General features: G+C 37.5%; 13 protein-coding genes. 7 read left to right on the plus strand and 6 right to left on the minus strand.

Going from position 1 to position 16,058, the window contains the following annotated elements; translation table 11 throughout:
• Positions 1-253 precede the first annotated feature (253 nt).
• A complete protein-coding gene (gene mgtE / locus GHT08_RS04875) occupies positions 254-1,612 on the minus strand; it encodes a magnesium transporter (protein WP_163580322.1) in 1,359 nt (452 codons plus the stop codon).
• A gap of 123 nt (positions 1,613-1,735) precedes the next feature.
• Entirely contained in the window at positions 1,736-2,137 is a 402-nt protein-coding gene (locus GHT08_RS04880) for a secondary thiamine-phosphate synthase enzyme YjbQ (protein WP_163580323.1), read from the minus strand.
• Between the two features lie 105 nt (positions 2,138-2,242).
• Here GHT08_RS04880 and GHT08_RS04885 point away from each other — a divergent pair, with 105 nt between their 5' ends.
• The gene (locus GHT08_RS04885) at positions 2,243-2,620 is read left to right on the plus strand and encodes a RidA family protein (RefSeq protein ID WP_163580324.1); all 378 of its coding nucleotides are present in this window, start codon (positions 2,243-2,245) and stop codon (positions 2,618-2,620) included.
• Positions 2,621-3,056: 436 nt separating this feature from the next.
• Positions 3,057-3,959: a DUF1002 domain-containing protein gene (locus tag GHT08_RS04890; RefSeq protein ID WP_163580325.1), complete on the plus strand. Its 903-nt coding sequence runs from the start codon at positions 3,057-3,059 to the stop codon at positions 3,957-3,959.
• Positions 3,960-4,117: 158 nt separating this feature from the next.
• Here the strand turns inward: GHT08_RS04890 and phnE (GHT08_RS04895) are convergent, their stop codons facing one another.
• From phnE (GHT08_RS04895) to GHT08_RS04910, 4 genes are all read right to left on the minus strand, one after another.
• Complete coding sequence (gene phnE, locus GHT08_RS04895; RefSeq protein WP_163580326.1) at positions 4,118-4,921, minus strand: phosphonate ABC transporter, permease protein PhnE; 804 nt, start codon at positions 4,919-4,921, stop codon at positions 4,118-4,120.
• Positions 4,921-5,721: a phosphonate ABC transporter, permease protein PhnE gene (gene phnE / locus GHT08_RS04900; RefSeq protein WP_163580327.1), complete on the minus strand. Its 801-nt coding sequence runs from the start codon at positions 5,719-5,721 to the stop codon at positions 4,921-4,923. Before phnE (GHT08_RS04900) ends, phnE (GHT08_RS04895) begins: the two co-directional genes overlap by 1 nt.
• Positions 5,714-6,490: a phosphonate ABC transporter ATP-binding protein gene (gene phnC, locus GHT08_RS04905; protein WP_163580328.1), complete on the minus strand. Its 777-nt coding sequence runs from the start codon at positions 6,488-6,490 to the stop codon at positions 5,714-5,716. The genes phnE (GHT08_RS04900) and phnC overlap by 8 nt, the downstream gene beginning before the upstream one ends.
• Positions 6,491-6,553: 63 nt before the next feature.
• Positions 6,554-7,546, minus strand: coding sequence for a phosphate/phosphite/phosphonate ABC transporter substrate-binding protein (locus GHT08_RS04910; RefSeq protein WP_163580329.1), 993 nt, complete (start codon positions 7,544-7,546; stop codon positions 6,554-6,556).
• 283 nt (positions 7,547-7,829) lie between these two features.
• Here GHT08_RS04910 and GHT08_RS04915 point away from each other — a divergent pair, with 283 nt between their 5' ends.
• The 5 genes from GHT08_RS04915 (at position 7,830) to GHT08_RS04935 (ending at position 16,010) form a co-directional block, all read left to right on the plus strand.
• Positions 7,830-9,551: an ABC transporter ATP-binding protein gene (locus tag GHT08_RS04915; RefSeq protein ID WP_163580330.1), complete on the plus strand. Its 1,722-nt coding sequence runs from the start codon at positions 7,830-7,832 to the stop codon at positions 9,549-9,551.
• Positions 9,544-11,355, plus strand: coding sequence for an ABC transporter ATP-binding protein (locus tag GHT08_RS04920; protein WP_163580331.1), 1,812 nt, complete (start codon positions 9,544-9,546; stop codon positions 11,353-11,355). The genes GHT08_RS04915 and GHT08_RS04920 overlap by 8 nt, the downstream gene beginning before the upstream one ends.
• 171 nt (positions 11,356-11,526) lie before the next feature.
• A complete protein-coding gene (gene helD / locus GHT08_RS04925; RefSeq protein WP_163580332.1) occupies positions 11,527-13,899 on the plus strand; it encodes an RNA polymerase recycling motor HelD in 2,373 nt (790 codons plus the stop codon).
• Between the two features lie 644 nt (positions 13,900-14,543).
• The gene (locus GHT08_RS04930; RefSeq protein WP_163580333.1) at positions 14,544-15,383 is read left to right on the plus strand and encodes an aldo/keto reductase; all 840 of its coding nucleotides are present in this window, start codon (positions 14,544-14,546) and stop codon (positions 15,381-15,383) included.
• A gap of 387 nt (positions 15,384-15,770) precedes the next feature.
• Complete coding sequence (locus tag GHT08_RS04935) at positions 15,771-16,010, plus strand: indolepyruvate ferredoxin oxidoreductase subunit alpha (protein WP_018931721.1); 240 nt, start codon at positions 15,771-15,773, stop codon at positions 16,008-16,010.
• The last annotated feature ends 48 nt before the right edge of the window (positions 16,011-16,058 follow it).

The following is a 16,058-nucleotide window of genomic DNA, read 5'->3' on the forward strand; positions in this document are numbered from 1 at the left end:
ATGCGGGAAACAGCTCATTCTATTTGATGGATTTCCCGGTAATTATATGTTTACGGGGAAAACTGTTCACTTTCATTGTAAGATTTCCTTGTTAATCTAACTTTACAAGGAAACCTTACATTTTATTTAGCAGTTTTTCCCGTAAAAATTCAGCTCGCTACATTTCTAATCGGGCGCACTAAGTTTTTCTTATGATTAAATATGTCTTATTAGACGGCAGGATCAACGAGCATCCCATCAACAGCTCTGCACATCACATTAGTCTTGTAATAAATGCTGTTGCAATGCCGAAGTAAATCAATAATGAAAAAATATCGTTAATGGTTGTAATGAGCGGACCAGAGGCAACTGCAGGGTCTACCTTCAATTTATATAAAATTAATGGAATGATCGTACCAGCCAATGTCCCAATAATTAAGGTAATCAATAAGGAGCTGCCTACGACTAATCCTAGCGTCATATTTCCTCTCCATAAATAAGCGATCACCGCGATCATAAGGCCACATGTTACCCCGATAATAATGCCAACCCATAATTCACGGAGAATCAGCTTCAGTACTTGTTTGAAAGTCAAGTCTTCCGATACTAATCCACGAACAACCACTGCTAATGATTGTGTCCCGGTATTTCCCGTCATGCCGGCAATGAGAGGCATAAAAAATGCTAAGGCTACAACTGACTCTAATGTTTCTTCAAAACTACTAATAATACTGCCTGATATAAGTCCAATAAACAGTAATAAGATTAACCAAGGAAGCCTTTTATAAGCTGCGACAAAAGGTTTTGTGTTGAAACCGATCGCTTTACCGGAAGCTGATAATTTTTCAATGTCTTCATTCGCTTCCTGCAAAACAACATCGATGACGTCATCAACAGTAACCACACCAACTAATGTATTATCACTTTCAACAATAGGCAAGGATACGAAATCATAGCGGCTAATCAGTTTGGCAACCTCTTCCTGATCTGTATGTACATCCGCCTTTACCACTCTGCGATACATGACCTCTTTTACTTTATCTTGTAAATCAGCTAAAAGTAGATCTTTATACGAAACGACACCGACTAGCTTTTTATCTTCATCAATGACGTAGAGATAGTTCAAATATTCAGCTAACTCTGCAAAGTGTTTTAATTTATCAACGGCCTCACGAATGGTGTAATGCTGCGGAATCCACACATAGCGGTTGTTCATGAGTCTACCAGCTGTTTCAGGCGGATAATTCATCAGACCTTGGACAATTTTTGATTCTTCCTCTTGCATTTCCGATAACAATTCTTCTATCTTTTCCGGTTCTAAATCGGTAAGAAGAGAGGCTAAGTCATCATTTTGCATCAGGTCTAATACTTTGGAGGATTTTTCGATCCCTAATTTATAGATAACTTCTAACTGCTCTTCTTTATCCAGCTCCTGTAAAAGGTCTGTTAATTGTTCGATCGACAAATAGAGAAGAAACTTATTTCGATGTTTTATCGGAAGGTTGTGATATTGTTGTGCCATATCATATGGCTGTAGTTCATCGATCAATTCTTGGAATACTGCTTTCTTGCCATCTTTTATTTCTTGAATAATTGCCAATGAGATTTCATTTTCAGTCATGTTTAAGGACATTTTCAACCCTCCCTTTCCCATAGGATTCCACCGAGAATTACAGATATGTAAACAATTTGTTGATAGCAAGTTCGCACTTTTTCGAACAACTTAGCGGGATAAAAACCCTAAGGGAGTTTCACTTTATCCTTTCATCACTTTGACGTGGAATTTCCGATGACGCGGTCCATCGAATTCACAGAAATAAATTCCTTGCCATGTTCCCAAGACAAGCCGTCCATTGGAAACAACCATTGTTTGATTATGACCAACAGTGCTCACCTTCAAATGTGCAGCGGTATTTCCCTCCATATGTAAATCCTCCGGGTGTTCCCATGGATAAACTTCACGTAACCTACGCAAAAAGTCCGTTTTTACGTCTGGATCAGCATTTTCATTTACGGTAATTCCTGCTGTTGTATGCAAGGATGAAACAATTACAATACCATCTGAAACATTTTGCTCACGAAGGTATTGGGCAACCTCTGATGTAATATCAACCATTTGATCATGGTGACTCGTTTTTAAAGAAAACGTCTTTTCCATTATCATCATCCTTCCTAAAAAATATTGTGTTATAAATATTCTACTAAAAATTAATTATATGTTAAAATTTTCTGTAAATACAAGTATGGAAAGGATGTAGTAAAAATGGTTAAAGCAATACATACAAATAAAGCACCACAAGCGATTGGCCCTTATTCACAAGCGATTGATGCGGGAGACTTAGTCTTCGTTTCAGGACAAATCCCACTTAATCCGGAAACAATGGAAGTAGTAGAGGGGGATATTGCCACTCAGACCAATCAAGTAATGAAAAATTTAGCGGCAATTTTAACAGAAGCAGGCTTAACGTTTGCCAATGTTGTAAAGTTTACGATTTATATTACGAATATGGATGACTTCGCTACTATAAATGAAGCATATGCGAAATTTTTAGAGGAACCATATCCCGCAAGAGCTACTGTAGAGGTTAGCAAGTTACCTAAAGGTGTCGGTGTCGAAATGGATGTTATTGCAAAAAAATAAGCGAAATAAACTTCCAGTGCTCCTATTAGGCTGGGAGTTTTTTATTTCCAGTGAAAGAAACCGTGATACCAAGGTATTGTGAAGTGATGATAAGCGCCACTGGATAATAACCCAAGCTGCTAGGTCTGGCATATGTTGTCGAGTAGATTTTAGCGTAGGCCGCCCACTTCAACTCCTGTGGAAATTGTTTAACCTGAAGATCCACTTTTCCGAGTGGTTTTTGCTCAGTTATTCTTATAACACGTTGCTAAATCTTCTGTAATCCCTAACTACAAAGAAATTGTTTAGCTAACCCCTACAGAGGGAAAACACACTTTATAGGTTTAACCGCTTTCGTTTTAGGAAAAAGTATAGAAAAAGGCATAAATTTCTTTCCATAATTATAAAAATCTATCATAATATAAGAGTAAGTACTTTGGTGAAAAGGGGTAAATCTATGAAAAGAATAACATGGATGCTTATTGTAGTGACCTTCATTGGACTAGCTATCGCGCCTTTTGCTTTAGCAAGTGATGGCGATGATAATGTCATTGATGAGAAATATGGTAAACCGAAATTAGTGCTTGGTGAGGCTCTGTCAGATTCACAACAAGATACAGTCAGAAATTTATTGAATGCAACAAATCCTGATCAAGTAGATGAATACACTGTTACGGCTGAGGATCTTGTCAATTTTATCGGTGGAGATCCAAGTTCTAATATGTACTCCTCTGCCAAAATTACTCGAAAAGATGATGGCGGAGTAGTTGTTAATGTTGTTAATCCGGAAAACATTACAGAAGTAACGAATGAAATGTACGCTAATGCCCTATTAACAGCGGGCGTGGAAAATGCAGTGATTGAAGTAGCGTCACCACTAAAGGTTACAGGCCATTCAGCTTTAACTGGTATCTATAAGGCTTTTAATGTCGATGGTGAATCACTAGATCAAGACCGAATGGAAGTAGCAAATGAAGAATTAGATGTTGCTACAGATTTAGCAGAAGATGCAGGCATTGATAAAGAAAAAGTAAGTGAGCTTTTAAGTGAAATAAAACGAGAAATTTCGGAACAAAACCCAGCAACAAAAGAAGATGTCGAACGTATTGTCAGTGAGCAACTGGATCAATTAAACATTGAATTGAGTCCTGAAGACAGAGAGATGCTAACCAATCTTTTCGAGAAAATGCGTGACTTGAATATCGATTTTGGAAAAGTTACCGACCAACTGGAATCAATTGTTGGTGATTTGAAAGGTAAGTTAGATGAAGTTACTGGAGGCGATACGGAAGGATTTTGGCAGTCAGTCAAGGACTTCTTCCAAAACCTTCTCGACTCGATCAGAGGCCTATTCAATTAAATTTAGTGAAGATCAATAAAAACTAAACCGTCATTGTTTATTACGATGGCGGTTTAGTTCGTATGGAAAGAAGGTATTTACTGCGCATTTTTAATGTTTGATAAATTCAAAAAGAGTGAGCCCACTGAGCTCACTCTAATAAACCAAAGTTAGAAACTCTAAACCAATCGCTTACGAATAAATCCTGATATTTGATCAATAATGGTAACCGTAATAATAATCACTAACAGAATCATCCCTACTTCTTCCCAATTTCGATTCATATAGGCAAAGGTAATCAATGTACCAATACCACCGGCACCTACAATCCCTAAGACGGATGAAGCACGAACATCGATTTCGAATCGATAGATCGCGTAAGACATAAATTCAGGTAATACTTGTGGAAAGATCCCGTAAAATAAAATTTGAAATTTATTTGCACCACTAGCTTCCAAAGCTTCAATAACATTCATATCAATCGATTCAATAACTTCGGAATATAATTTTCCTAGCATCCCGGTTGAGCCAATGGCAATCGCCAATACACCTGCAAAAGGATTCGGTCCAACAGCTGCCACAAAAATAATCGCAAGCACAATTTCAGGAAAGGCACGGACACCACCTAAAATCCACATGCCGATATTATTAAGAAATTTGTTGCGCACCATATTCGACGCACATAAAAACGCAAGTGGTATGGCAATGATGGCTGCAGCTAAGGAACCGGTATAGGCGATAAACAATGTTTCGAACATCATCTCCATTATATTGCCGGTTTCTTCAACTGCTGGTTGGAAGAACTTAGGTATGATCCTGTCAAAGTTGTCTATTGTTCGTTCACTGAATATATTATCCCATCGTATTTCAATACTTGTAAATGTCCAAATATAAATCAGCGCAATGATGATAAAAATGAAAATCCGTTTAACTAATGTAAGCTTACTTTTAGGTTTTTCTGGAAGGGTCAACTGTTCTGCCATTATACGAGTCCCTCCCTTAACTTACCACTAATCATATCAATCACAACTACTACGGCAAATACAATAATAATAATGGTACTAACAGCCGGATAATTCATAAAATTGATCTGTGTGTTTAACAATTGCCCGATACCACCGGCACCAACCAATCCTAATACGAGTGAGGCACGGATGTTAATTTCAAAAACATATAGACTGAATGAAATGAATTGTGGCATTACTTGTGGCACAATCGCAAAACTAATCGTCTGTAACCCATTCCCACCCGATGCCCGAATTGCCTCAGTTGGGTTCATATCAATTGTTTCAATGACTTCACTCATCAGCTTTACTAGAATCCCGACTGCGAAAATAATTAAGGCAATAATCCCGGAAAAAGCACCGATACCAAACAATCCGACAAACACAACCGCTAAAATAATATCTGGAATGGTACGGATGATGTTTAAGATCAAGCGCATTCCTTGATAGATCCAGGAATTGGTTGTCACATTATTAGCAGTTAATAATGAGAAAGGTATACTGATAATAACTGCAACAGTAGTTGCAATAATAGCTATATGTATCGTTTCAAACAGTTTCGGCCAAACTTGGTTGACATAGCCCCAATCAGGAGGAAAGAAGTCACTAATTAACCCGAAAACATTCGGTATCTTTACAAAAAAGTGGACAATAAATGATTCCGTTTTGATCGAGCTAAGTAAATAAAAGCCAAGGACAACGATTAAAGAGATCGTAATGATCAACTTGGTTTTAAAAGGATATAACCCTCTTGGAACGAAGGAAGATTCTTTACTCATCCTCCACCCCTCCTCGACGGTCTTCATCTCGAATCGAACGACCATAGATTTCTTCAAATGTTTGTTCCGTTACTTCACTCGCTGGTCCATCAAAAACCACCTCACCAGCGCGCATACCAATAATTCGGTCGGCATATTCCATTGCCATATCAATGAAGTGAAGATTTACAATCGTAGTGATTTTATCTTCGCGATTAATCTGTTTTAAATATTTCATTACCTGATGAGAAGTTGGCGGGTCAAGGCTTGCTACCGGTTCATCTGCTAAAATTAACTTCGGTTGTTGTGTCAGTACACGAGCGATACTAACACGTTGTTGCTGTCCGCCACTTAATTCATCAGCACGGTTATATAATTTATCTTCTATGTTGACACGTTTCAAATTTTCATAAGCTAATAATTTATCTTCTTTAGAAAAAAGGTTCATAATACTTTTAAATGTACCTGTATAACCTAAGCGACCTGAAATAACATTTTTGATAACGGTCGATCGCTTAACAAGGTTATAGCTTTGGAAAATCATCCCGATTTTAGTACGGAGTTTTCGTAAACCTTTGCCTTTTGCTTTTAATATATCCTCATCATCTACTATTAAAGAACCACTAGTAGGTGTTACAAGTCGGTTAATACTACGGATAAAAGTAGATTTACCTGCACCGGAAAGACCGACAATAACAACAAATTCTCCTTCATTGATTTTTACATTTATATTTTTTAATCCTTCTGTCCCATTTGGATAGACAAGTGAGACACCATTAAACTCAATCATGGTCTAGCCCCTTTCCTTCATATCGAAACAGGAGAGAGCAAGCTCTCTCCTGTTCAACTTGTCTTATTCATCTAAGCTAATATCGTCACCGAATTTCTCGTAAGTACTGCGGACAACATCATATTCGCTGTCTTCTGCTTCAATGATTGCATCCCAGCTGTACACTTCATTCATGATTTGAATCATATCCTCATCTTCGTTAAATGAAAGAAAAGAATCTTTAATCGTTTGTACAAGCTCATCACTTAATTCTTTCGTTACGGAAATAGTATCGTTAGGAATTTCGTCTGTGTACCCAAGTACTCTTGTTTTTTCCATGATATCCGGATATTCTTCTTCTAAATTGGTACGAACATCATCGAATGTTGTTGCTACATCTGCATTTCCTTGGTAAACTTCAATCGCTGAGTTGTCGTGTCCACCAGTTTGATATGCTTCAGCGAAAAATTCTGTTTGTGGATCATCTACACCAAACTCATCCATAATTTGTGCTGCTGGGAATAAGTATCCACTCGTAGATGTTGGGTCACCATAAGCCCAAACGGCACCTTCTAAATCAGCTAATTCTTCGTAATCAGAGTCAGCGCTGACAAGATATTGTGCTACATATGTTCCGCTGCCATAACGTTCAGATTTTAAGAGAACTTCCACACCATGTTTTTCATTCGCTAATACATAAGCAAAGGCAGGAATAAATCCGATTTGAACTTCATTTGTTCCCATTGCTTCTACTAAAGCAGTATAGTTTGTCATAACTTTTCCTTCGACAGGAATGCCTAGTTCTTCAGAAAGCCTGTCCGCTAAAGGTGCAACGGTATCTGCAATAGTGTCAGAATCTTGAGATGGCACAAACCCCATAATAAGCTCATCTGGAGTGTCACCTTCTTCACTAGCTTCTGCTTCATTTCCTTCCGTTTCTTCTGCATCCTCGTTCGAATTCTCTTCTGTGTTCTCACTGTCTTCATCGCTGCTTCCACTTGTATCATCACTAGACCCACAAGCAGAGATGACAAACATTGTTAACAATGCAACTAACAATAAAAGCCATTTTTTCATCTCTAATTCCCCCTTAAAAATCTTAGTATTACAAGAATATTGTCTATGGATTAACCAATAAAATCTAATATAGTGGTAAAAAAACTGACAGTATCTTTGTATTCCATAGTATTTCTTGCAATGTCATTATCTATCGAAAGCTGTAAAAAATCTATATGATTTACCGAAATATAACAATTTTATTGATGGCTTTACAAAATTTACACTTTCTTAATCAGTATCAATGGAGGAAGCGCTTTATCTTCGTTATAATATAGAAATAGAGAGATAATGGAGGAAAACGATGAAAATTATTTTCAAATATGCTGATACATATAGAAAAGCAATGATTCTAGCACTATTCCTAATGGTCGTAGAGTTAATCGTAGAACTTGTGCAGCCGATTATTATGGCAAAAATAATTGATGAAGGCATTATTGCTGAAGATATGTCTATTATTTATTTTTATGGAGCTATTCTATTGGCAATGACCTTATTAGCATTTGCAGCCGGTATTACAAGCTCTTTCTTTGCGGCAGAAGTGAGTCAAGGTGTAGGACATGATATGCGGAATGATATGTTTCGTAATATTCAAATGTTTTCTGCGATGAAGATACAGCAATTCGCCACATCAACTTTATTGACTAGAATGACGAATGACGTGATACAAGTCCAAAATTTATTATTCGCCTTTATGCGGATTATGTTGCGCGCACCTTTGTTTATCATCTTTGGAATTGTGATGTCCTTTACACTAAACATACCTTTAGCTTTGATTTTACTAGCTACAATTCCGGTCTTATTTGTAGTTATGTTTTGGTTGATGATAAAAGGAATGCGGTTGTTTCGACATGTTCAGGAACGAATTGATCAAATTAATAATGTAATCCGGGAAAACTTGTTGGCAATCAAACTAGTGAAAGCTTTTCATCGTCTGACATTTGAAAATAATCGATTCTCAAAAGTGAATAAAAGTCTGAAGGATAAAAATAGACAAGCGTTATGGGTAATGGAAGTTGTCATGCCGATTGTCATGCTCATTATGAATATCGCAATAATCGGCTTGTTATGGTTTGGTTTTATACAACTTGAAACCGGGTCTGCTAGAGCTGGTGAAGTAGTAGGGGTAATTAACTATGCCACAAGAATGCTGGCTTCCTTTGGTGTATTCTCCTTTTTACTTATGAACCTGTCAAGAGGTCGAGCTTCCGCAAAACGCATTGATGATATTCTTGGACAGACTGCAGATGATGAGGTTACCGAACAGCAAGAAAGAGCTCGTATTAAAGGGGAAATTAGCTTTGAACATGTTTCCTTTACCTATCCCAATACAAGTCAGGAAATACTACGGAATATTCATTTTCATGTTAAGTCAGGAGAGAAGGTAGGTATTTTAGGTGAAACTGGATCAGGAAAGACAACATTATTACATCTAGTTCCATATCTGTATCATCCTTCAGCAGGGACCATTTATCTGGATGGTCAACCGATCGAACAATTAGGCAATCAAGTAAGATACGATATAACATTGGTTCCTCAGGAAGGGTTTCTATTTTCAGGGACGATTCTCGATAATATCACATGGGGAAATGAACACCTCACGCAAGAACAAGCCGAAAAAGTAGCGAAAGAAGCCCAACTTCATGACTTTATCATGACTTTGCCTAATACTTATCAGACACTGATTGGTCAACGAGGTGTAAATCTGTCAGGAGGTCAAAAACAAAGGTTATCGATTGCTAGGGCACTAGCAGATACCCCACGTGTATTACTGCTTGATGATAGTACAAGTGCACTAGATGCCACAACAGAATCACGTGTTTTAGAGGCGATTAGAAAGAGACGATGTACTACGTTTATCGTTTCGCAAAAAATCAGCTCTGTAAAAGATGCTGATCAGATTATTTTGTTAGAAAAAGGAAGTATTGCCGGACTAGGAACACATCAGCAATTACTACAAACGAATGCTTTGTATCAAACTATGTGGCGTACGCAGCGAAGGGAAGGGGTGACATTGGATGGCTAACAAAAAGATAGAAGTTCAGCCCCCCTCAAGGCATCACCCAATGGTAGGAAAAAAACCAAAAGTAAAAAACTTGCGTGCAACTTTGTCACGAATTTGGAGCTATATGAAAGTGGATAAGCTGCTGTTTTGGCTTGTTTTAGTAATGGTGTTTTTAGGCGCTGTATTGTCCTTGCTAGGTCCATATTTGATTGGAGTGGCAGTAGATGTAATGACAGGTGCAGCATTCGTTCTGTCATTTGAAATGCTGCTTATTCTGCTAGCACTAATATTTGTTTTGCAATCTGTAGCATTGGCATTACAAAATTATTGGATGATTGACATTTCACAAAATACCGTTTTTGCAATGCGGAAAGATCTTTTTGAGCATGTACTACGTTTGCCAATCATGCAATTTCAAGAGTCCCAAAGTGGGGATTTGATGAGTCGGCTGACAAATGATATTGAAAATGTCAGCAGAACACTAAATACAGCTGTTATCCAAGTGACGACAAGCCTATTAACACTTGTTGGTACATTAATTGTAATGCTTTTACTTAGTCCCTTACTGACATTGATGACCGTAACGATCGTTCCATTGATGTATCTTGGGATGAAATGGATTACGAATAGAACGGGTTATTATTTTAAGGAACAACAGCGTGAACTTGGTGAAATGACTGGTTTTTTAGAAGAAACTTTTTCAGGTCATTCGATGGTAAAACTATTTCACCAAGAGCACCGTGTAATTGAGCAGTATCGAAAACATAATGAACAATTAAGAAAAGTAGGGTATTGGGCTCAAGTCTATTCTGGATTCATTCCGAAGTTAATGAATGGCTTAAATAATTTTGCTTTTGCCATTATCGTCGGAGTTGGTGGCTGGATAGTCCTTGCTACCAATTCCACTGCTATTACAATTGGGATTATCGTAACATTTACGACATATGCACGCCAATTTACTCGTCCGTTGAATGATTTAGCCAATCAATTTAATACGATTCTGTCTGCAGTTGCAGGTGCCGAGCGAGCATTTGAAGTAATCGATCAGGAGCAGGAAGAAACAAACCAAAAAAAGCAAGATATTGACAGGGTAAAAGGAGATGTGGTCTTTCGTGATGTTTCATTTTCTTACCATACAGATGAACATGTTCTGCACGATATTTCCTTTCATGTAAAGCCAGGTCAAACGGTAGCATTAGTTGGCCCCACAGGAGCGGGAAAAACAACGATCATTTCCTTGTTGGCCAGATTTTTTGAAGAACAAGCGGGAGATATTTTATTAGATGGTTATTCGATGAAGAATCTAACCAATAAAAGTATTCGAAGTCAATTAGGTATGGTGTTACAGGATTCTTATTTATTTGATACGACGATTAGAGAAAATATTAGGTACGGAAAGTTAAATGCTACGGATCAGGAAGTGGAAGAAGCTGCGAAAATGGCAAATGCTCATACTTTTATTGAACAATTGCCAAAGCAATATGATACGGTGCTTGAAGGCAATGGACAAGGAATAAGCCAGGGTCAACGGCAACTAATTGTAATTGCAAGAGCAATATTGGCTAACCCGTCGATTTTAATTTTAGATGAGGCGACAAGTAGCATTGATACGATAACCGAATTAAAAATAACAGATGCATTAGAAACATTAATGGAAGGGAAAACTAGTTTTGTGATTGCGCATCGCTTGAATACGATCGAGAAGGCTGATATGATACTTGTTCTAAAGGAAGGAAAAATAATTGAAAAAGGTACCCATTCATCATTAATGAAAGAAAAAGGTTTTTATGCTAATCTAGTCACAACACAAACTGTTTATGATTGATACAAGTTTAGTTGGAATATAATAAAGTGAGACTTCCATCAGTGGGTGGTTTTAACCCACTGATGGATAGCGAAACTTATCAGGGTGTTAGCGTCCATAAAAGCATGAAGTGAGGTGTCTTACGGACGCGATAAAAAAGATGACAAAATCAACGTCACGGAGGTGGAATCAGTGGCAGCAGACGAGCGAGAAGATCAAGAATGGCAACAGGAAAAGCAAAGAGTAACAGATGTAGTGGAAGAAATTGATAAGAAAATCACAACCTTACAATCGAGAGTCAAAGGTTTAAAAGAAGATGTCATTGATATCAGACGTGATTTTTGGGAAGACGTAACAGTTAATATAGAAGAAATGGACGATAAAATTGAAACAGAAGCGAGTATTAAGCAGCAAGCTGAATTTCTCTCAGAACGTGAAAGAAGCCATGGACAGGTAAGTGAACGTTTAGACATCCTGCACCGATTAAAGGATAAACCTTATTTTGGACGGATTGACTTTCAAGAAGATGGGCAAACCGACGAACAGTCCATTTATATAGGTTTGGCTTCTGTGATGGATGAAGCGGAAGAGAATTTTCTAGTATATGACTGGAGAGCACCTATTTCGAGCATGTACTATGATTATCCACCAGGTCCGGCAAGTTATGACACCGTTCAAGGAAATATTTCCGGGGAAATAACGATAAAACGACAATATATGATTCGTAATGGCGAACTACAGGGAATGTTCGACACGGGGCTGACAATTGGTGATCATTTACTACAATCTGTACTAGGAAATCAGGCAAGCACAAAAATGAAAAGTATTGTCTCAACCATTCAAAAAGAACAGAACCAAATTATCCGGAATGAAAAAGCAAGAGTGCTAATTGTGCAAGGTGTTGCTGGTAGTGGTAAAACGTCAGCAGCATTACAGCGTGTAGCCTATTTATTGTATCGTTATCGCGAAACATTAACGTCAGAGCAAATTGTACTATTTTCACCAAATCCATTATTCAACAGCTATGTAGCAACCGTACTGCCGGAGCTTGGTGAAGATAATATGCAGCAGATGACCTTTTATCAATATTTACACCGTCAATTAGATGATAGCTTTCAATTGGAAACACCTTTCGAACAAATGGAATATTATCTGCAAAAAAGAGCAGAAAATTACGAGGCAAGAGTTGAAGCTATGCATTACAAAGCAAGTTTAGACTATAAAGAGCTAATTGATCGCTTTTTAGACCGATTGGCTAATCAAGGACTTGTTTTTCGTAATATCACATTTAGAGGGCAAACCGTCATTCCAAAACAAATGGTTGAAAAATACTTTTATCAAACAGAAAGTTCTTTAGCCATACCAGAACGTTTAGAAAAAGTAGCCAATTGGATTCTGTACCAATTGAAAAAGCTGGAGAAGATTGAACGAGAAAAAGATTGGGTATTAGAGGAAAGTGAACTATTGGAAAAGGCTGATTATGTCGATGTTCATCAAACATTACAAGAAGAAAACCGATTTTCAGAAGATACATTTGATGATTATGACCGTGAAGAGGAAATGTTACGCAAACGAGTAGTTGCTTGGCGATTACGTCCACTACGAAAAAAAGTAAAGCAACTTGCGTTTGTTGATCCGCTTAAATCGTTTCGTCAGTTGTTTACAAGCAAAGGGCGAATTGCAGATAAAGAAGTTACACTTCCAAATCAGTGGCAGGAAATATGTAGAATTACGGAAGACTATTTAAAACACAGATATTTAACATGGGAAGATGCACCTGCTTATATTTATTTTGAAAAAAGCTTGTTAGGATTTGATGCGCAGCGTGCGATTCAACACTTGTTTATCGATGAAGCGCAGGACTATACACCGTTTCAGTTTGCATTGATGAAGAAGATGTTCCCGGTTAGTCGCATGACTTTGTTAGGTGATATAAATCAAGCGATTTATGCGCATGCATTAAGAGAAGAGACTTTGTTATCCGAGAAATGGCAGGAAAAACATGAAAGAATCGTATTGACGAGAAGCTATCGTTCGACAGCACCGATTGTTGAATTCACTAAATCATTTATGCCAAATGGTGATCTAATTGAACCGTTTGAACGTGATGGAGAGACACCGGTCGTGATGGAATTGGAGCAACGTGATGTTTTAATTGAGAAAGTGCTCGATCAAATAAACGAATATGAACAAGAAGGCCATGAAACCATTGCATTAATCGGAAAAACGATGCAAGAATGTGTGGACATATATGAGCGATTAAAAAATCGTATCGACCTTCATTTAATGACACAGGAAGCACACATTTTTGAAAAAGGTATTGTCGTCATTCCTGCCTACTTGGCTAAAGGAATTGAATTCGATGCGGTTATCATTGCCGATGCATCTAATAACAATTTTTATGATGAATTAGAACGAAACTTATTTTATACAGCTTGTACGCGAGCGATGCACCAACTAGCTTTATTTACAATCGGCAAGCCCACTCACTTTATCGAAAATATCCCTAAACAGAAATATCGCCATTATAAAGTCCATCAAATTTGGGACAAAGGGACAGGGTGAACCACGAGAAATTCACCCTGTTCTATTCTTGTAAGTAAAGAAAGTATAAAATAAGTGTAATAACTGTGTTAAACGAAGCAGTTATTTTGAAATGTTTGATGTATATTTGCAAAGCTCCGACTAATTACTTTGTTTTCCGTGGGCACGGCCTCAACTAACTTTGCAAAAAAATCACTTTCCAAAGTGGATTTTCGGCTCGAGCTATTCCCACAGGAGTCACCGTAATTAGTCTCAGCTATGAGAGATGCAACAACTATTGTGATAAGTAATAGGTTGACTTTTTTACAATGGACAAAGTGAAAATCGCTATCCGTGAGTATAAAAGTAGTTGTGTTACTTCATGCTAGTTTTGAAGAGCAGCACTTAACGAAGGCCGCCCGCTTTCACTCCAGTGGGAATTGTTTGGCCTGAAGATCCACTTTTTTGAGCGGGCTTTGCTCAAAAAAGTTAGCTGAAGGGCAAACCCCACGGAAAGGGAAGTGGGCAGCCGGAGTGGTGGTCAAGCTGTCCAAATATTTCATCATTACTACCTTAGTAATAATGGTCCGGCGGGATTTGCCGGTTTTTCTTATGAGCACAACATTTTTCATTTTTTGTAGATTGTGGCAAGATATTATAGACAATGAACAAAGGAGGAATTTGAGATGGTAAATAGTTTGCAAGCAACTACTACACTACATAATGGTGTAAAGATGCCATGGTTTGGTCTAGGTGTTTTCTTAGTGGAAGAAGGAGAAGAAGTTTATAATTCTGTTAAGTGGGCACTAGAACACGGCTATAAAAGTATTGATACGGCAGCCGTTTATGGTAATGAAGAAGGTGTAGGAAAAGCAATCAAAGATTCTGGTATTCCTCGTGAAGAATTATTTATTACTTCTAAGCTTTGGAATGGAGATCAAGGTTACGAAGAAACTCTTCAAGCTTTCGAAACAAGTTTAAATAAATTGGGACTGGAATATTTAGATTTATATTTAATTCATTGGCCAGTTCCAGAACTAAATAAATATAAAGAGTCCTGGAAGGCGATGGAGAAATTATATAACGATGGAAAAATCCGCGCGATCGGTGTAAGTAACTTTAAGGAGCACCATTTAGAAGATTTGATCAGTGAAGCTCAAGTAGCACCAATGGTAAACCAAGTTGAATATCATCCACATTTACAACAACGTAGTTTACATGAATTCTGTAAACAACATAATATTCAGCTAGAGGCGTGGTCTCCACTGAAACAAGGGAAAATATTAGATGATCCAACATTAACAGATATTGCGAAACGTCATGGTAAATCAACAGCTCAAGTTATTTTGCGGTGGGATCTACAACAAGAGGTTGTGACTATTCCGAAATCAGTAAAACAACATCGTATTCAAGATAATGCAGATGTATTTGATTTTGAATTAACAGAAGAGGAAATGAAATTAATTCAAGATATGAATAAAGAAGAGCGTGTCGGTCCAGACCCGGACGAATTTAATAAGCGATAATTTTTAAAATAAGAACCCGTTTCTAAATGAAGTGGGTTCTTGTTTAATGAGGACGAGAGAACTTACTCTTCTATTTTTTAAAATGCAATGGTTGATCAACGTTTTTTGATTATAAAGAAGCAGTGTTTCGCAATAAAGAAGCAATGTTTCGCAATAAACAAGTCCCATTTCGCAATAAACAACTGCATAATAAAAAAGCTATCTCTTTAAAAGAGGTACGGGACTATCACAGGCTAACTTCTTACGCGGAAAACCTCTTATTCTAATTGTTAGATTCACTCTTGTTTTAAGCGGACGCTTTGCGCTTTTCTTATCGGACACTTGCAATTTTAGTCGAACATGATGTATCGTAAATAACAGATAGATAAACATCTAGGAGGATGCAAGATGGCATTTGTAATAACAGAACCATGTGAAACAGAAAAATCTGGCGAATGTACAACAGTGTGTCCGGTAGACTGTATTGTTGAAGGACCAGATCAATTTTATATAGATCCAGATATTTGTATCGATTGTGGAGCATGTAAAGCAGTATGTCCGGTAGATGCAATTGAAGAGGAGTATGATCTTACTCCAGATCAAGAATTATATTTAGAAAAAGCAGAAGCCTTTTTTGCAAAAGATTAAAGAAAGCGACCATTTTGGAAGTGGTCGCTTTCTTTTTTCTAATGGATC

Source organism: Gracilibacillus saliphilus (genome assembly GCF_010994085.1).
In the GTDB taxonomy this organism is placed as follows: Bacteria; Bacillota; Bacilli; order Bacillales; family Amphibacillaceae; genus Gracilibacillus; species Gracilibacillus lacisalsi.